This window comes from Shewanella sp. 10N.286.54.B9 (genome assembly GCF_041468565.1).
GTDB lineage: Bacteria > Pseudomonadota > Gammaproteobacteria > Enterobacterales > Shewanellaceae > Shewanella.
Window position 1 is genome coordinate 45,820 of record NZ_JBFRIY010000005.1, and the last position, 17,607, is coordinate 63,426.

Annotated in this window: 10 protein-coding genes; 5 read left to right on the forward strand and 5 right to left on the reverse strand. The window is 44.7% G+C overall.

Annotated features, from left to right (window positions below):
- Positions 1-8 precede the first annotated feature (8 nt).
- From AB4135_RS01765 to AB4135_RS01775, 3 genes are all read right to left on the reverse strand, one after another.
- Positions 9-1,061, reverse strand: coding sequence for a porin (locus AB4135_RS01765; protein ID WP_371989798.1), 1,053 nt, complete (start codon positions 1,059-1,061; stop codon positions 9-11).
- An 858-nt stretch (positions 1,062-1,919) separates the two neighbouring features.
- Positions 1,920-2,588 carry a response regulator transcription factor gene (locus tag AB4135_RS01770; RefSeq protein ID WP_371989799.1) on the reverse strand — a complete coding sequence of 223 codons (669 nt, stop codon included), beginning with the start codon at positions 2,586-2,588 and terminating at the stop codon, positions 1,920-1,922.
- Positions 2,589-2,791: 203 nt separating this feature from the next.
- Positions 2,792-3,409: a DUF2238 domain-containing protein gene (locus tag AB4135_RS01775; RefSeq protein ID WP_371989801.1), complete on the reverse strand. Its 618-nt coding sequence runs from the start codon at positions 3,407-3,409 to the stop codon at positions 2,792-2,794.
- Positions 3,410-3,872: 463 nt separating this feature from the next.
- Here AB4135_RS01775 and serA point away from each other — a divergent pair, with 463 nt between their 5' ends.
- Positions 3,873-5,102 (forward strand): phosphoglycerate dehydrogenase, encoded by a 1,230-nt coding sequence (serA, locus tag AB4135_RS01780; RefSeq protein ID WP_371989803.1) that lies wholly within the window; start codon positions 3,873-3,875, stop codon positions 5,100-5,102.
- A gap of 162 nt (positions 5,103-5,264) precedes the next feature.
- Positions 5,265-6,236 carry a tRNA-modifying protein YgfZ gene (gene ygfZ / locus AB4135_RS01785; RefSeq protein ID WP_371989805.1) on the forward strand — a complete coding sequence of 324 codons (972 nt, stop codon included), beginning with the start codon at positions 5,265-5,267 and terminating at the stop codon, positions 6,234-6,236.
- A 53-nt stretch (positions 6,237-6,289) separates the two neighbouring features.
- Here the strand turns inward: ygfZ and AB4135_RS01790 are convergent, their stop codons facing one another.
- The gene (locus AB4135_RS01790; RefSeq protein WP_371989806.1) at positions 6,290-7,306 is read right to left on the reverse strand and encodes an HD domain-containing phosphohydrolase; all 1,017 of its coding nucleotides are present in this window, start codon (positions 7,304-7,306) and stop codon (positions 6,290-6,292) included.
- Between the two features lie 142 nt (positions 7,307-7,448).
- Positions 7,449-12,737 carry a PAS domain S-box protein gene (locus AB4135_RS01795; RefSeq protein ID WP_371989883.1) on the reverse strand — a complete coding sequence of 1,763 codons (5,289 nt, stop codon included), beginning with the start codon at positions 12,735-12,737 and terminating at the stop codon, positions 7,449-7,451.
- Positions 12,738-13,293: 556 nt separating this feature from the next.
- Here AB4135_RS01795 and AB4135_RS01800 point away from each other — a divergent pair.
- From AB4135_RS01800 to AB4135_RS01810, 3 genes are read left to right on the forward strand one after another with little or no spacing between them, the layout of a single operon-like run.
- Positions 13,294-13,962: an ABC transporter ATP-binding protein gene (locus AB4135_RS01800; protein WP_371989808.1), complete on the forward strand. Its 669-nt coding sequence runs from the start codon at positions 13,294-13,296 to the stop codon at positions 13,960-13,962.
- Positions 13,955-16,477 (forward strand): FtsX-like permease family protein, encoded by a 2,523-nt coding sequence (locus AB4135_RS01805; protein WP_371989809.1) that lies wholly within the window; start codon positions 13,955-13,957, stop codon positions 16,475-16,477. Before AB4135_RS01800 ends, AB4135_RS01805 begins: the two co-directional genes overlap by 8 nt.
- Positions 16,474-17,580 (forward strand): lipocalin-like domain-containing protein, encoded by a 1,107-nt coding sequence (locus AB4135_RS01810; RefSeq protein ID WP_371989811.1) that lies wholly within the window; start codon positions 16,474-16,476, stop codon positions 17,578-17,580. The genes AB4135_RS01805 and AB4135_RS01810 overlap by 4 nt, the downstream gene beginning before the upstream one ends.
- Positions 17,581-17,607 lie beyond the last annotated feature (27 nt).

Below are 17,607 nucleotides of genomic sequence, written 5' to 3' on the forward strand. Positions count from 1 at the left end.
AATTAGGACTAAAAGTACATACGCACGTATGCGTAGCCAGCTTCAGGGGCTTCCCCTACTCGGCCTTCTAGTGACAGCACGATGTCGCGAGCTGGGCGATAGTTGAAGCCTAGGCTGGCCCATTGACGCTCTTTTCCGTACTCAGGTGGTAGCTCAGAGTAGTCATAGTTAGGGCTGATAAGATCCCAACCTTCGTATTCTTCGTGGTTAACGGAGCCGATGATTTCCCAATGTTCATTTAGGTCATACTTGGCACTTACCGTTAACCCCTGGTTGCGGAAGGTCTGATAATCTAGGTGTATGTCACCGCTCTTACGTGTAGATAAGTCTTCATCTTCTATAAAGCCATTTAGACCAATAGAGAATTCAGGCATCAGTTTAAGACGCACGCCTAAACCGATCTGTTCCTGCTCACCATATTTGCTGACGCCATTAGAGCCGCCGCGAGTTTCTAGGCCAACTACAACAGACAGCAGATCAGTCATCCAGCCTACATAGCCGTTAATGATGTCACCTTGTAGTGCACCACTTTTGTGCTCACCGTTGTATGAGTATGAAACGCCGGTAACAAGGTGCTCGAACTTGGCTTGGTACTTAACCGTATTTTCTTGGTCACCGGCTTCACCGGTTTCGATGGACTTATTGAATGTAAAGTCACCAAAGTGGTCGTAATCGTCAAAGGCGGTATCGGTCAAGCCAAGCTCTACCCACTGCTGATCAGTTAAGCGGTAACCGACGTATAATTTGTCGATAGCCAATTCAAATTCACCGTCTCCGCCTAGCCAGTTACGGCGTTGGTAGTCAAGTTCAAGACGATAAGTGAATTTTTCACGTTGACCCGATACGCCCATAGTCGCAAAGCTATCATCTACATAGCCTTTGGTATCGTAGAATTCATCGTGGTTATAATCTGCATGGGTATCAAAATGCCCACCTACACCCACTTCGCCATATAAGCGAACATGGTCGCCTTGACTGTCACCATCTAGTATTACAGCGTTCACTGAACCGGCGCTAAGCATAGCGACGATAGCGATTGCAATTGTTGATTTGTTTAACATTGCTGTTACTTCCGATTAGTAATTTGTCAGCCTTTTATTGAAGGCCAAACTCAAAATTAGAAATGTTTATTAGTCGTACCTTAAGCTGCTAGCTGCTCAGGTAGTTGGAGGATTCGATGGTGAAATCGAAGGCAAAATCGCCGATTTTCTTATTACATACTTCATACATTCAACCCCATTTTTATAATAATGCCGCTATTTTCTATTAACGTGCGTAGCGATTGTTGCAGAGTTCTGCAACAAAAAAAAGGAGGTTACGTCACATTTGATTACAGTAACCAACTGTAATACAAGGACAAAATGACCGCTGTAGAAAACAAGCATTAAGAAGGAGCGCCAAACAAACGCTTAAATCAAGAGGTTAACAGAGAACAGTGGTGAGGCATATTAAAGCGGAAACGTGCATTTTTTTGACTAAAATAAATTGCTTTTTTAGTTATTTGATCTAGCGAAGTGGTAACTTGCCTTTTAAATGACTAGCTCTTGTCATTTTTAGCAAAAAAAGATCACATCAACTATGCCTATTTGAAACAATGGAAAATGGAAAATGGAATTAAAAAGCTTGAGTGCTTCCTACTGTAGGATAATGTTAATAGAGAACAGCAAAACGTTGCTTGCTAAGAACAGAAGTCTTATTTGGTATGGAACAACATAGAGCATTTAGTCGTATATCCAAATCCCATAGCCAAGCATACAGCGTGTTGCCAATTTTTACCTCAGTCGCACTACGTGAGCCCCTGAGGCTTTGCTTTCAGCACTTTTTCCAACCGAGTGAATACTTCATGTAAATAGTGTTAGATCCCATAACTTAAAAACGACCCGTAGGTCGTTTCATTTCGTTTAGCGACTTGGTTGTATCTAAACTGCTGCGTGGAGGTTTAGCTGATTCTGAAACGGTTCTGCCCAACGTAATAATTCAACGCGATTACGGGCATGGGTTTTTCTGAAAATCGATGAAATGTGCGCTTTGACAGTGTGCTCACTAATGCACAGGCCTTCAGCAATCTCTTTATTACGTGCGCCACTTGATACCAGTTGAATGATTGTTTTCTCACGGCGGGTTAACTGTTGAAATGATTCTGAACCTTCGGTTGATAACTGCAAAGGTGTATCAATTTGGTTAACTAATTGACGGAAAACTCGGCTTATCAAAGTTCTGTCATACCAAAGCTCGTCTGCCAGTATTTTTCGTAAACCCGTAAGCTGCAAGTCCATCCGTTGATCTGAGAAAAGCAATCCTCTAACACCCAATAGCAGCGCAGACTCTTCATCTAACGAATCTTTTGTTACGTCATAAAGCGCCACAGGAACATGCTTAACCAATTGTGCAGCAACCAAAGGAATACCGTTGCAATCAATCGCAGCACCCTGTTGAGAAATGAGGTAAAAACTGCGGCTACCACTAGGTTCCAACAGTTCAATATCTGAAATAACTCGCGTTTTCAGTCCAATTGACTCTGCAAGCATGGCTAAGTGGCAAGGGGCTGCCACCTGGTGAAGGAATACTACTTCATCAATATCGTTCATCACTTCTCTCCCTGAAAAGTTTCGCTTAATCCATTCAATGCAAAACAGCCTAAACACAGTTTAAAGCGTAATATAGCTATAAAGCAGACAAGACCAGTCTACATAGAGTTGCTCTAGTAATAAAGTATGCTTAATGAAATTAACTTGGTAACAGCAGTACAATCATTAACTTTATTGCTATTTATAGCGTTAATCACTAATTTTTACCCTTTAGCTTGCACGTTCATCTTCAATGCAATTAATTTATCTTGATAGCGGCTCAATAACACGATTGCAGATATCGCCCCAACTAATGCCATTGCCATATCCGATTGCGTATCCCAGACATACCCTTGAGTCCCTAAAAATGCCTCAGCATCTTCACCTGTAAGCTCTGCTACCCACCACTCTATAAGCTCATAAAAAGCAGAAAAGGCTAAGGTAAAGCAAACCGCCAGAAAGTTACACCACGCTCCCACTTTGACAACATTGAGACGAATAAACACCTCGCGTGCCAATAAGACAGGTACAAATCCTTGGGCTAAGTGGCCCACTTTGTCATAGTTATTACGGCTGCCCCCAGTCCATTCGGCTATCCAATCAAACAAAGGTACTTCGGCGTAAGTGTAATGACCGCCAACCATTAAGATTACACAGTGAATTAAAATTAACACATAAGCTAAACTCGTAAGCGGAAAACTTTTACGAGTGAAAGCAAGTAAAGGTAATGCGATTAATGCAGGTAGAACCTCTAAAAACCACGTGAACTGATCTTTAGGCTCAACAGCAGACCAAGCTAACACCACAAAAAAGATAACTAGCCATAAAACGCTTTTATTCAAAATATCTCCCCCATATAAGATATTGTTCTAAATTTAGAATAAACACTTTAGCCATCTAGCCCTCTACAGCGAGCAAAAAAAGTGCTACTTTGTTCTAACCCAGACTACCTGAAGTTCTAAAATTGTGTGGAAGTTTAACAAACTTTAGCCAAGTCATTGATTACTGGTAATGGCTAACCCCTTACCAAAATCAAATACAAACTATGAAGTAGGTTAAAACCTCGCAATGAACGCCTTGCATTACTTAACTTCACTGTTGCATTATCTCAGCAAGGAGCAGCAACTCCACGGTAATGCCTTAAGCATTAAGTTAATGCTAGTGCTCGGCAAAAAGTATCTTCCGGTGGTTTAGGTATATCAATTGACAGTCTATACCGAAACCATGCTAACGCTTGAATTTAGTCGTCTCAACTGTGAAGCGCGGTATAAAAAAATACAAATAAACCAAAAGGGTACATAAATCATGGCGAAACACTCGCTGGACAAGGATAAGATTAAAATCCTGCTGTTGGAAGGCGTCCACCAATCTGCGGTAGATGTATTCGAACGAGCTGGTTATACCAATATTGAGTACCATAAGGCTGCTTTGAGCGAAGAGGCACTACTCTCTTCGGTTAAGGATGCCCATTTTGTTGGTATTCGCTCCCGTACCCAACTGACTGAATCCGTATTAACCCAAGCAGAGAGACTTGTCGGGATAGGTTGTTTCTGTATTGGCACCAATCAAGTGAGTCTGGCTGCAGCAGAAAAGCTAGGGGTTCCAGTTTTCAACGCTCCTTTTTCTAATACACGAAGTGTAGCTGAATTAGTGCTAGGCGAGATCATCATGTTACTGCGTGGGATCCCCCAGCGTAATGCGATGGCGCACCGTGGTGGTTGGCTGAAAAGTGCCGCTGGTAGCTATGAAGCCCGTGGCAAAACCCTTGGGGTGATTGGCTACGGCCATATTGGCACCCAGCTAGGTATTTTGGCTGAAACATTAGGTATGCGTGTTATCTTTTTCGATATTGAAGATAAGCTGCCACTGGGTAACGCACAACAGGTGCACTCCATGGAACAGTTAATGTCTCTTGCTGATGTCGTTAGTTTGCATGTACCAGAAACACCGCAAACAAAAGAGATGATAGCTCACGCTGAACTGGCTTGCATGCGCAAAGGTAGCATATTGATTAATGCATCTCGCGGCACTGTGGTCGACATTGATGCCCTAGCAGCCTCGCTAAAAGAACAGCATTTAGCAGGCGCTGCTATAGATGTATTCCCAGTTGAACCTAAGTCAAACAACGATGAGTTTATTAGCCCGCTACGTGGACTGGATAACGTGCTACTGACTCCACATGTTGGTGGTAGTACTGCTGAAGCCCAAGAGAATATCGGTATTGAGGTTGCTGGCAAGCTTGCTAAGTACTCAGATAATGGTTCAACGATGACTGCCGTTAACTTCCCTGAAGTGTCTTTAGCACAACATTCTGGAACCTCACGCTTGCTGCATATTCACCGTAACAGACCAGGTATTCTAATTCAGATTAACTTGGCATTTGCAGAGAAAGGCATCAACATCGCCGCACAATACCTGCAAACAACGGCCGAAATTGGCTATGTGGTGATGGAAGTTGATTCCGATAAAGCCGATGAAGCGCTAATCGAAATGCAAGCGATTGAAGGCACGATTAGAACTCGACTGCTGCACTAGCTAAGAAGAGAATATAGCTATAACCTTTAGGGCTGCTCAATTACGTTGAGCAGCCCTAAATATATTTAACCGAATTACTATAAACACGATAGATGCAACTTTTCGCCGCCATTGATTAGCGGTACAATCATTGCTCTTCTGGTTAAACTCTTGGACTCGCTCATGACCTTGTCAACATCTCAGCCAAACTGGCCTTTAAACGGACAGCTACCTGCCTTAATGGTTTCTCACCTGTCTCATCTTGGTTTAATGTCGGTAACCGGTGAACAGGGGCGTAGCTTTATTCATGGCCAAGTCACTACCGATATTAGCTCGCTCGAAGCAGAGCAATGGCGATGGGGTGCACACTGCGATCCTAAAGGAAAGATGTTGGCAACGTTTAGAACCTTTGCCAAAGACGACACTCTATTTATGATGATGCCAAAGCAGACCTTGGCATTAGATCTACCGCAACTACAAAAATATGCAGTGTTTAGTAAGGCTGAGCTTACAGATGTGAGTGAGCAATGGTTAATCCTAGGTGTTGCCGGCGAACAAGCTGCAAGCTGGTTAACGGCAAAGTTTGGTGAACTCAATGCAGAGCTAACACTTATCGATAATGGCATGGTTCTACAAGATAATGGCCGTTTCATTGTAGCTTTAGAGCAAAGTAAAGTTGATACCACAAGCCTTCTTGCCGATGTTAGCGTTTTTGATGCGACCGCTTGGCAAGCATTGGAGATCCTTGCTGGCTACCCTAACATTGGTGCAGCCCATAGTGCGCAGTTCGTGCCACAGATGTGTAACTTACAAGCGATCGATGGCATCAGCTTCAATAAGGGTTGCTACATGGGACAAGAGACCATTGCTCGCATGAAGTACCGAGGTGGCAATAAACGTGCCCTCTATATTGTCAGCGGCAATACCTCTGCTGCATTGACAGACCAAAGCGTGTTAGAAATTGCCCTAGAAGAGGGAGCAGGCTTCCGTCGTGCTGGTACTATTATTGAAAGCGTACAGCGTGATCAACAAGTACTACTTACCGCAGTGCTAGCCAATGACACCCCGCTAGACGCAAGCTTAAGAATTGCCGACGATAAAGCATCACAATTACGCATAATTGAGCTGCCATACTCTTTAGAAGACAGTGAGTAGTATTATAAATAAATTAAAAAAGGCGCTCATTGGGCGCTTTTTTATGGATGCTATTAAGTCTCATGATGCTTATCGCGGATTTCGGTGACCTCATCCACTATTTGCTTAAAATGTTTTACTAGCTCTGGATCAAAATGCTTACCAGATTCACTCTCAATGAGCTCCATGGTATCGGCCACAGTCCAAGCCTTCTTATAGGGACGAATTGATGTAAGCGCATCAAATACATCTGCAATTGCCACAATCCGCCCTTCGATAGGGATCTCTTGACCAGATTTACCAAATGGATAACCACTGCCATCCCATTTCTCATGATGGCTCAAAGCAATCCTTCTTGCCATCTCCAGCAATGGATCTTGATGTTCACCAATAATTTCGGCACCAATTTCAGCATGACGCTGCATCTCATCCCACTCAAACTCATCCAACTTTGCTGGTTTCTTTAAAATAGAGTCAGGCGTACCTATTTTACCAATATCATGCATAGGAGCGGCGTTGTAGATCAGTTCACAATACTTGTCGGGCAAGCCAGATTGTATCGCCAATAAGCGGGCATAGTGGCTCATTCTTACAACATGCAGCCCCGTTTCATTATCTTTATATTCGGCTGCTCGCCCTAAGCGTCTGATGATCTCAAATCGAGTTTCCTCTAGCTCTTTGGTACGCTCTTTGACCTGCTGTTCGAGTAACCGTTTTTGATCGTAAAGCGCCAGATGCGTTTTAACCCGAGCTTGTACCACCGGAGCACTTACGGGTTTGGTGATGTAATCAACCGCCCCAAGCGCAAATCCTTGAGTTTCATCGGCAGTTTCAGCCAGAGCAGTCACAAAAATCACTGGAATATGGCAGGTTAACGGATCTTGTTTTAGGCGTTCACACACTTCATAGCCATTCATACCCGGCATCATCACATCAAGTAAAATGATATCGGGCGTGCTTTTTTGCGCCAATGCTAACGCTTTTGGACCATCGATAGCCACTCTGATTTTGTAATCGCTACTTAAAATCCCCACTAAAATATCGATGTTTTCTGGGGTATCATCCACAACTAAAATGGTGGCCTTATCCATTAAACCAGCTCTCCTTTCCATTCAGGATCTATTTTGATATTAATCGCTTTTAAGTATAGTCAGCTTTAAAGCTAGCGCGTATTTGGATATGCCGATTTTTTCACGGTTAACCATCTCAAATAAGCAATCTTAAATAGCAGTATTAAATCTCAAATAGCGACTTAATAAGCTCTGCTGCATCATCAAATTGATAGCTGTTAATCATCGTCAATGCTGGACTCATTTTGTGCCACATATCAGCGACAACCTGCCCCCTAATTTCATCCATTTTATCAACAGCATCCGAGTCAGCCTCCTCTAACATGGTCACCAACTCTGCAACCACTACCTTTAACTCTGCAGCTGGCAGTACCTTAATATCCTCAGGTTTAGCCACTGTTGACTCTGGTAAACTCAATTGCGTCATCCAATCAGAAATAGCCTGACAGATCACTTCAATCAGCTGCTTTAACTCATTAATTTCTGCAGAAATATCAACTTCACTGTCTGCTATTAATTGAGCTTCAATCACTTTAGCCACTTCAACTAACCTTGGTGCACATAGGTTGCCAGAGACCCCCTTTAAGGTATGTGCATAGCGGATTGCGTCCTCGACTTTACCTTGGCTTATCGCCAATTCTATCTGCTCGGCCGTGTGCATCTGCCCAGTATAGAAGCGCTCAAATATTCTTCGATAAAGGCGCACTGAGTTCTGCACTAACTGCAAGCCTTTATCTACATCTAGCTCAGCATGTTGTGGCCAAAATAATACAGCAGCATCGGTGTTGCTATTATCTAGATCACTGGCCAATATCTGCTGCTTTCCATCACCAAGATACTCCAACAAGGTGGTGTATAGCAGCGATACTTCTATTGGCTTGGCAATATGGTCATTCATGCCGACACGCAGGCACATATCCTTATCACCTGCCATTGCGTTTGCCGTCATAGCAATAACTGGCAGGTCGACTAACTCGGGGATTTTACGCAGCGCTTGGGTGGCTTGATAGCCATCCATCACCGGCATTTGGCAATCCATGAGCACCAGATCAAATGTCTGTGTTGCTAGTTTTTCAAGCGCTATTTGGCCGTTATCTGCAATAGACAAGGTAATGCCAACTTGCTCAAGGAACTCAGTGGCAACCTCTTGATTCATCTCATTGTCTTCCACCAGCAAAATCCGCTTGTCTTTAAGCTGCGCCAGCAGTTTCTGGTTCACCTCAGTGCCTTTACGACGTACAGGTATGGCGCCATTTTTCCCTAGTGATGACATGATGCCATCCAGTAGACGCGAAGCACTAATCGGCTTAGTGATATAACCTGCGATACCGCTACCCTCGATATGATCGGTCAGTTCAGTGTTAGCATGTGCCGAGACAATTAATATTTTGGGCGGCGTTTCACTATTAGTAATAATTGCCGATGAGGTTTCTAAACCATTCATTTCAGGCATTAGCCAATCAATTAGCGCAACAGGGTATTGTGTTGTTTTACAGCGCTCTACTGCTTGAGCACCGCTTTTAACGGTATCAACCTCAAAGCCCATGCTTTCAAGCGTTGTGCGCAAAATATCCCGCGCGGTGGCATTATCATCAGCGACTAGAATTCGCATTCCCTCAAGCTCTTGCCCCGCCTTAATCAGTTTATTATCGGCGACTTTGAACTTGACGGTAAAGAAGAAGGTACTGCCGTTACCAAATTGACTCTCAACGCCAATCTCACCGCCCATCAACTCCACCAACTGTTTACAGATAGCAAGACCTAGCCCTGTACCACCATACTTACGGGTCGTAGAAGTATCCGCCTGACTGAATGATTTAAATAGCTTATTGCATTGCTCTTCGGTCAGACCAATACCGTTATCTCGTACACTAAAACGCAGAGTGATTGCATCTTCTACACGTTCAAGCTGACTGATAGACAGCAACACTTCTCCTTGGTCGGTAAACTTAACGGCATTGTTCATGAGGTTAATAAGTACTTGGGACAAACGCAGCGGGTCACCTTCAAGTTGTCTGGGAATATTAGGGGCCACCGCAAACAGCAACTCCAGCTGTTTGTCGGCTGCCTTAACCGAAAACATATCGCTGAGATCTTCCAGCATGGTGTCCAACTGAAAAGAGACTGATTCAATATCAAGCTTACCCGCTTCTATCTTAGAAAAATCTAAGATGTCATTAATAATCCCTAGTAATGACTTTGAAGCTCGATCAATTTTCTGCACATAATTTTGCTGCTTGCTATCTAACTCGGTCTGCAAACATAACTGCGACATGCCGATAATGGCGTTCATTGGTGTACGGATTTCATGGGACATATTGGCTAAGAAATCACTCTTTGCTTTACTGGCGGCATCGGCTGAATCTTTGGCTTGCTTTAGCTCATTAGAGATCTGCTTTAATGAGGTAATATTTGCCATCGATAGCACTGCAGAGTTGAGTGTGCCGTGTTTGTCTTGAAGGCCTGTTAAGGTCAGATCCATCCACATCACATCACCTGAACGGCGTAGTAAGCGGATCTCGGTCGTCATACTGCTGCCACCATTATCCATCAACTCGCTGAACAATTGCTTGGCAGACTCTCTGTCGTCTTGATGTTGATAGTCAAAGAATAGCCTGCCATTGAGCTCATCGACCGGCAGTTGAACATACTGACTAAACTGCTCATTACAATCTAGAATTGCCCCCCGCTCATCAACATTAACGATACCTATTCCAGCGTTATCAAACAGGGCTCTAAAGTGTGCCTCACGCTTAGCCAACTCTTTATCAATATGTTTACGCTCAGTAATATCCATCAGATAGCCATTCCAGATAATACTGCCATCGGCAAGTTGGTTGCCATGTGCCCCCGCCTGCAACCAGCGGATATCACCCATAGGGTGCTGATAGCGAAACTCTTCAGTCCAATTCAAGCCCGACGAACTCACCCCGGATAAAGCCTCTATGATATGGGAACGCTCATCGTTGATAATACATTCGGCAACGAGGTCGAAATTATCAATCACCTGGTCTCGGTGAAAACCTAACGTGGTAATACAAGCACTAGAGAGAAAGGTAAAGTTGCGATCGCGATTCGATCGCCAATGTAGCTGGTAAACGGTACTCGGAATCGACTCGGTAATGGTTTCAAGCTGCTGCTGAGACTGGGCAATTTTCTGTTGCGCTGCCTTACTGACAGTTATGTCATTAATACTGCCATCAAACCACAGTGCAACTCCCTGGCCATCGTAAATAGCTTTACCCTTCTCATGCACCCAATGAATACTGGTATCACGATGCTTAATTCGATACTGGACTTCAAAGCTTTTTTGTTCGACCAATGCAGTTTCAATGGCAGCAGTAGCAATGGCTAAGTCCTCTTCAATTATCAGGCTAGCAAAGCTACGCTTACTATTTTCAATAAAGTCTGCTGCGGGGTAGCCAGTAATATCACCGATATTGTCACTGACATATTCCATCACCCAGATATCTGCAATACGGGTACGATAAACGGCACCTGGAATGTTAGTCACCAGGCCACGAAAACGGTTTTCACTGTCTATAATACGTTGTGCAATCTCAAGCTCTTCAGTCATATCGCGCACCGTGGCAGCCACTTGGCGCTGACCATCGACATCGACAGGCAATAACCCAAGACTTATCTCGACTGGGAACTCACTACCATCCGCTTTGAGCGCCATCAGATCAGAAGTCATCCCCAATCCCATCTTACGATCTCGCCCTTCAGCGACAAACTTTTCACGCAGACCCGCATGCTTAGGCCTAACTGAATCAGGGACCAGCTGATCAACGGACATCGCTAGCATCTGCGCTTCATCGTATCCAAACAGCAACTGACAACGGCTATTGGTAAAGACCAACAGCCCCGCCTCGTCAACAATCAACATCGCCTCAGGTGCAGACTCCAACACGGCATTTGACCACGCTGCCGCCGAAAACTGTTCCGTCACATCATTAAACAGCATTTCAACCGAGAGCAACTCTTGATTATCAGACAGTAAAGGCTGCATAAACACATCTAGACGACGTAAGTTACCCTCTGCATCTTGCATCTCTACCTGGTGAGGCGGTACATTTTTGCCTTGTAAGGCTTCATCCATATAATGCCAGTTTTGCTCATTAATGGGATTATCAGAAAACATCCTCTGATACTTACGTTTTAATAATTCAGCACTTACACCTAACACCTTTTCAACACCTTCACTTGCCTGCGCGATATGCCCATCGGGCTCTAGAGAGCAGTAAAAAGACTTATCACTCATACCATCAATCAACTTTGCAAAGCGGTTGCCGCGGGAGTCGAGTAAGGCTTGTTCTCGCTCCTCTAGCACCTGCGCCATATCATTAAATTTATCAGTCAGGGTGATAAGTTCACTTGCCGCGCCTTTTGGCTTTTCAATGCGTTTAGTTTCGCCTGCACCAAAAGCTGCAATCCCCGATTCCAGCTCTTCTATAGGACGTGTTAGCCGTCTAGCAGTGAGATAACCGGTGAATAATAGGATGGTTGAGATCAGCAGTAGGTTTAATGCCAGTGATGAAAACCCGAGCAAAAAATTATTATGTAGCTGCTGTTCAGAGGTCATAATAATGACCCGCCAGTTAAGTGATGGTACTACGCCAACACTCGCTAAGTAGCGCTTCCCCTGACTATCTTCAATATGGCTGTAACCAGGTTGACTGCTGCCTACTAAGTTAATAAAAGCCTGATTACTGTCGACTTTAGCCAGCCATTTATCAGTACTTTCTGCCAATAGTAGTGAGTCATTTTGGTGATAAACAAGTTGACCTTGATTATCAATCACCACAATCCTTCCTGCGGCGACATTCACCATTTTAGGGATGGTATTTAGCGCCAGATCAACCGTTATCACACCATCATAGGGCAATGACTCACCAAAGGGTTGTGAGTAACTGATCATCAATGCATTACCGGCGCCTTCATCAAAATAGGGGCTCGACCAATAGCCGTTGCTATTATCTATCGCATTAGTCCACCAATCCCAATTTCCATCGGTGTAATCGTAGCCATCAGAGCCGATATCAATAACGTTAATCTTATTGCCATCGCGGTATACATAGGGAGCGAACAGTTCATTAGCCGCGTTTTTTTGAAAAGCGATGGCACTACCGTAAAAATCAGGGTATCTATCGAGTCTGCGCGTCAACAGTAGCTTGAGTTTTGCGTCATCACGGTATAAGCCATTGTGACGACTATCCCCAAGAATATCGGCAATTGACCGAGTATCAGTCTCGGCAGATTTAAGAAAAAACTCAATTCTACGGGCTATATTGTCAGCTTGTAGCGTTAAGTCATCATAGATGTACTGCTCTTCTGCTTGATAGTTAAACCAAGCATTAATGCTAAATACTATTGCCATAATCCCAATTAGCGGCAAGGCAATTTGCGATAAAATTCTGCTACGAAAGGTGCGAAGTCTACTCATTTCCATCATCCAGTGGGCCATCGCCGATAAGCAGTGCAGCAAAGTCAAAACCCATGTTCGTTGTTTTGACTATTCTGCTAATGGGGGTTAATACAGTTACTTGGAATATTATCTAGTGTAGGCAAGGCTGGCAGTTAATACCTAAAATCAATCAAATAAGATTTATTGATAAAGGATCCAATTGCTCTCACTAAGCGTATACACTGTTATACCAATCAGTATAAAGATTTGATCGCTCAGCGAGAGTTTAGCGGCTTTAAGGTAAGGCAATGAATGAAGGACATAGTTATTCTACGTTCAATTTCATTAACGCTGCATCAAAGCCGCTAAAACTCGCCTGCTAGGAGTGTTTTTGGCTTGCTACTTCTGTGTTGAATAAACTCATAAGGGAACAACCATTATGTCATTTATCCGCCTTGAATTAGCGTGCCAAAAACGCTCTGAGTAGATCAACTACTTATACTGATTGGTATTACTCGCATGCTCGAGCAAATATAAATATTGAACGAAGCCAATCGGATCTCTTTGCAACACGCTTTGAGTCACCGACAAAGGAGTGGTAATGGGCAAAAGCATCGTAGCTTTAACTGGAGTATCAAAAGGATTTAATGACGGTGACAAGTATCACCAAGTACTCGATAAAGTTGACTTACAGCTTGAAGGTGCAGATACCATCGCCCTAACTGGCCCCAGTGGCTGCGGTAAAAGTACTCTGCTTAACATCATTGGCGGTTTTGAGTTTATTGATAGCGGTAAGCTAAGCCTATTTGGTGAAGATGCCAGTCAATGGCAAGACAAACAGTGGAGTCAATTTAGGCGTCGCGATCTCGGTGTCGTATTTCAGCAATTCAACTTGCTGACGCCGTTAAATGTACAAGACAATATCGCTTTCTCATTGCGACTCAACCAACAGTCATGGTCGCCTTGGGTTGATCACCTAATCAAACAGCTCGGTTTAAACGATGTTAAAAAACGTCACATAGAAGCACTTTCAGGCGGCCAACAGCAGCGGGTGGCCATAGCACGAGCATTAGCACACCAACCTAGATTACTACTGGCCGATGAGCCTACCGGCAACCTCGATGAGAAAGCAGGTTTTGAGGTGATGCAGCTACTGACCGAACTGGCCAGAGAGTCCAATACCAGCATATTGATGGTGACCCACAGCAATGAATGCGCGCAGTTTATGAAAAGACGCTGGCATTTAGAGCAAGGCAAGATAAATGAATAGCCAGCTTGGGTTATCTGTCCGCCTCAGCTTGCAGGTATTTGCTCGTCACTACTTAAACGCCCCTTTGCAAGCTGGCGCCATCCTGCTGGGTTTCATTTTAGCCGTCATGTTACTGGTAGGCGTGCGCGCAACCAACGAAAATGCAGTGCGCAGTTATTCTCAAGCAACAGAGCTTCTCAGTCAGCGTGCTCAAGTTGTTCTCGCACCGATTGCAGGACAAAAAATGCTACCTGAATCAGTTTATATTCGCCTTCGACAAGCTGGGGTGAGTCAATCATTGGCGGTACTAACAGGCACGGTGACCGATGACGATGATCAGCGGTGGGATATTCAAGCCAGTGATTTGATTGCCGCACTGTCAGTGCAGCAATTTAAGCAACATTCAGATAAATCAGCTGAGCCCGCTCAAACTTCATTGCTTTCTAGTCAGATCCCACTGGCCAAATTACTCTCCGGCCAACCTTATATACTCATGAGTCAAAGTTTTGCTCTACAGGCAGCGCCAACTGGGCAGCTTAAACTTGAAGATCTATTGCTTAATGTGATCAGTTTAGACGATGAACTTGGGCTCGGTAATGCCATTCTCATGGATATATCTTTAGGCCAAAAGTTATTAGATAACAACGGCAAGTTAAGTTACATCGCCTTATTCGGCGACGCCAATCAGCTCCAGCAGCAAGTGAGCCAAATTTTTAGCGAGCAAGCGACGAGGCAATTTGAAATTGCTGAACAAGATGAGGGCGAAGGACTGACAAGCCTAACCCGTAGTTTTCACCTTAACTTAACGGCCATGAGTCTGCTAGCATTTGTCGTTGGGTTATTTATCGCTTACAACGGCGTACGCTACAGCTTACTAAAAAGACAAAAACTGCTAGTACAACTGCAGCAACAAGGGATCCCACAACGAGCCCTATTAACCGCCCTGCTCTTAGAGCTATTGGTATTGGTCGTTGTCGGCTCTATCCTTGGATTTATTCTAGGCTTACAGCTCAGTCACTGGCTGCAACCCATGATAGCGCTGACACTGGAACAGCTATATGGTGCTAGATTGTTACCTGGACTGTGGCAGTGGAGCTGGCTTTATCAAGCTGTTGGGTTAACATTTGTTGCCGCTATCTGTGCATGCTTCCCACTATTTAATTCATTAGCCAAGCAACCTTTAGCCCGCAGCGCTAGCCGTTTTGAACAGCAACGCCATGCGAAAAAATACCAGCGAGTGATGTTCATGGTCGCTATTGCTCTGCTCACCCTTGCTGCAGTGTTGTTTCCACTCACCCAAGAGTATCAACACAGCCTGGTGTTATTGGGTGTCGTCACCGTGGCAATCCCCTTGCTGTTGCCATTATCACTGCAGTTTTGCCTCAGCCTATCAACCCGTGTGACTAGCAATGGCTTATGGCAATATGCGGTTGCTGAGAGTAAAGAGCTTATCGCCCCACTAACACTGGCTATGATGGCGATGTTACTGGCACTCACCGCGAATATTTCAATGAACACGCTGGTTGGTAGTTTTGAGATAACCTTGAAGAGCTGGCTCGATGCCCGTTTGTATGCAGATATTTATATTCGCCCACCGAATGACAAAATCGTAGCCACTGAAACACTGCTGGCTCAACAGCCTAAAGTGACCGACATATACGGCCAGTGGGTACACCGCAGCCAATATCAACACACCCCAGTGAGCTTGATGACTCGAGATGAACACTCGCTTAGAAATAGCAATCAAATGAAAGCGCAAACCGAAAACCTATGGCCACAGTTTTTTGGCGGCAAAGCGCTGATGATAAGTGAACCGATGGCTATCAAGTATCGCCTCAAAGTCGGTGACACGATCTCATTGCCAGAGTTTGAGTCTGCCAAGCAACCTCCATTACCGATTGCAGCCATCTTTTACGATTACGGCAACCCTTTAGGTCAAGTCATTGTCAGTCAGCAAACTTGGCAGCAATTGAACCTGCCCAGCAAACCAAGCAGTATTGCAGCCAGTTACGATGGTGATATCGCTGAATTAGAACAAATATTACAGCAGCAAGTTCCATTGTCTGCTGCGCAGATGTATAACCAAGCCAAAATAAAACAGCGCGCATTGGAGATCTTTAAACGCACCTTTTCGATTACATTGGTTCTTAACAGCCTTACGTTAATGGTGGCTGCTATCGGACTGTTTAGCGCCTGCTTGATGCTCACCAAAGCGAGGCAAGCACCATTAGCTCGTTTATATGCACTTGGCGTGAGCCGCACTCAGCTGCGAAGTTTGGTGTCGTTACAAATGCTGTTGATTGTATTGTTCACTTGTTTACTCGCATTGCCAAGTGGTGCGCTACTTGGCTACCTGTTAATTAACAAGGTCACGCTGCAAGCATTTGGTTGGAGTATCGCCATGGTTTGGGACTGGCAAGCTTATTTTAGAGTGGTAGCGATTGCGCTAGCCGCCAGTGCATTAGCTGTATTACTGCCGCTTTATTGGCAAACCCGCAAACCGTTAGTCAGTAGTTTGCAGCAGGAGGCATTATGAACAAAGTGATAGTCTTTTCACTCTTGGCGCTTTGCATAACAGCCTGCTCACCAGCCCAACAACCGACCTCTGGCATGGGGCAACTACTCGATGGTAAAACACAAGGCTATAGTCCGGTAGAGCCAAACGTCATATTACGCTTTCCAGATGATCATATGGCACACGATGATTTCAGACAGGAATGGTGGTATCTCACCGCTAACCTTGAGACGGAATCAAAGCAAAGAATTGGCTTACAGTGGACCCAGTTTCGCATTGCGTTAGCACCACCCTCAGCGATGAGTAACGAACAAGACGCACCGATTAACAGCGCTTCTTGGCAGACCCAGCAACTCTATATGTCGCATACCGCTGTTACCTCCACATCCAACCATTTAGCTGAAGAGAAGTGGTCTCGCGGTCATCAAAGTATTGCTGGCACCCAAGCAGAGCCGCTATCCATTAGGCAAGATGACTGGCAATGGCTAAGCCAAAGCAAGCACCTGTTTCCCGCCACACTCAGTGTTAATGGTCAATATTTCAGTTATCAATTACAACTTGATTCAACTGCGCCCTTTCAACTGCAAGGTGACAACGGTTACAGTGAGAAAAATGCAGCTGGCAGCGTCGCCTCCTATTACTACAGCCAACCTTTTATCAATGTCAGTGGCAGCGTAGTTATCGATGGCAAACCGCAGAAGGTCAACGGACAAGCTTGGCTCGATAGAGAATGGAGTTCGCAGTTTTTATCGAAAACCCAGCAGGGTTGGGATTGGTTTGCTATTCGACTCGATAACGACACCGCACTGATGTTGTTTCAACTAAGGGATGACAGCAACACCCAGAGTCGCTTCTATAGCGCCCGAGTGATGTATCGCGATGGTCGTGGCCGCAACCTTGCCAGTGAGCAGATAAGCATGACTGCCACGGCATGGCAACAGACACAGTCAGGCCGTTATCCAATAAAGTGGCGCATTCAAATTCCTTCAGAAAATATCGATATTAACACCACCCCGCTAAACAATGACTCTAGCATGCCGCTCTCTATCCCTTATTGGGAGGGACCGATCAGTATAGAGGGAAGCCATAACGGCAAAGGTTACATGGAGCTCACCGGCTACTAAGCCGTTATAGCCACTCAAACATAAGCT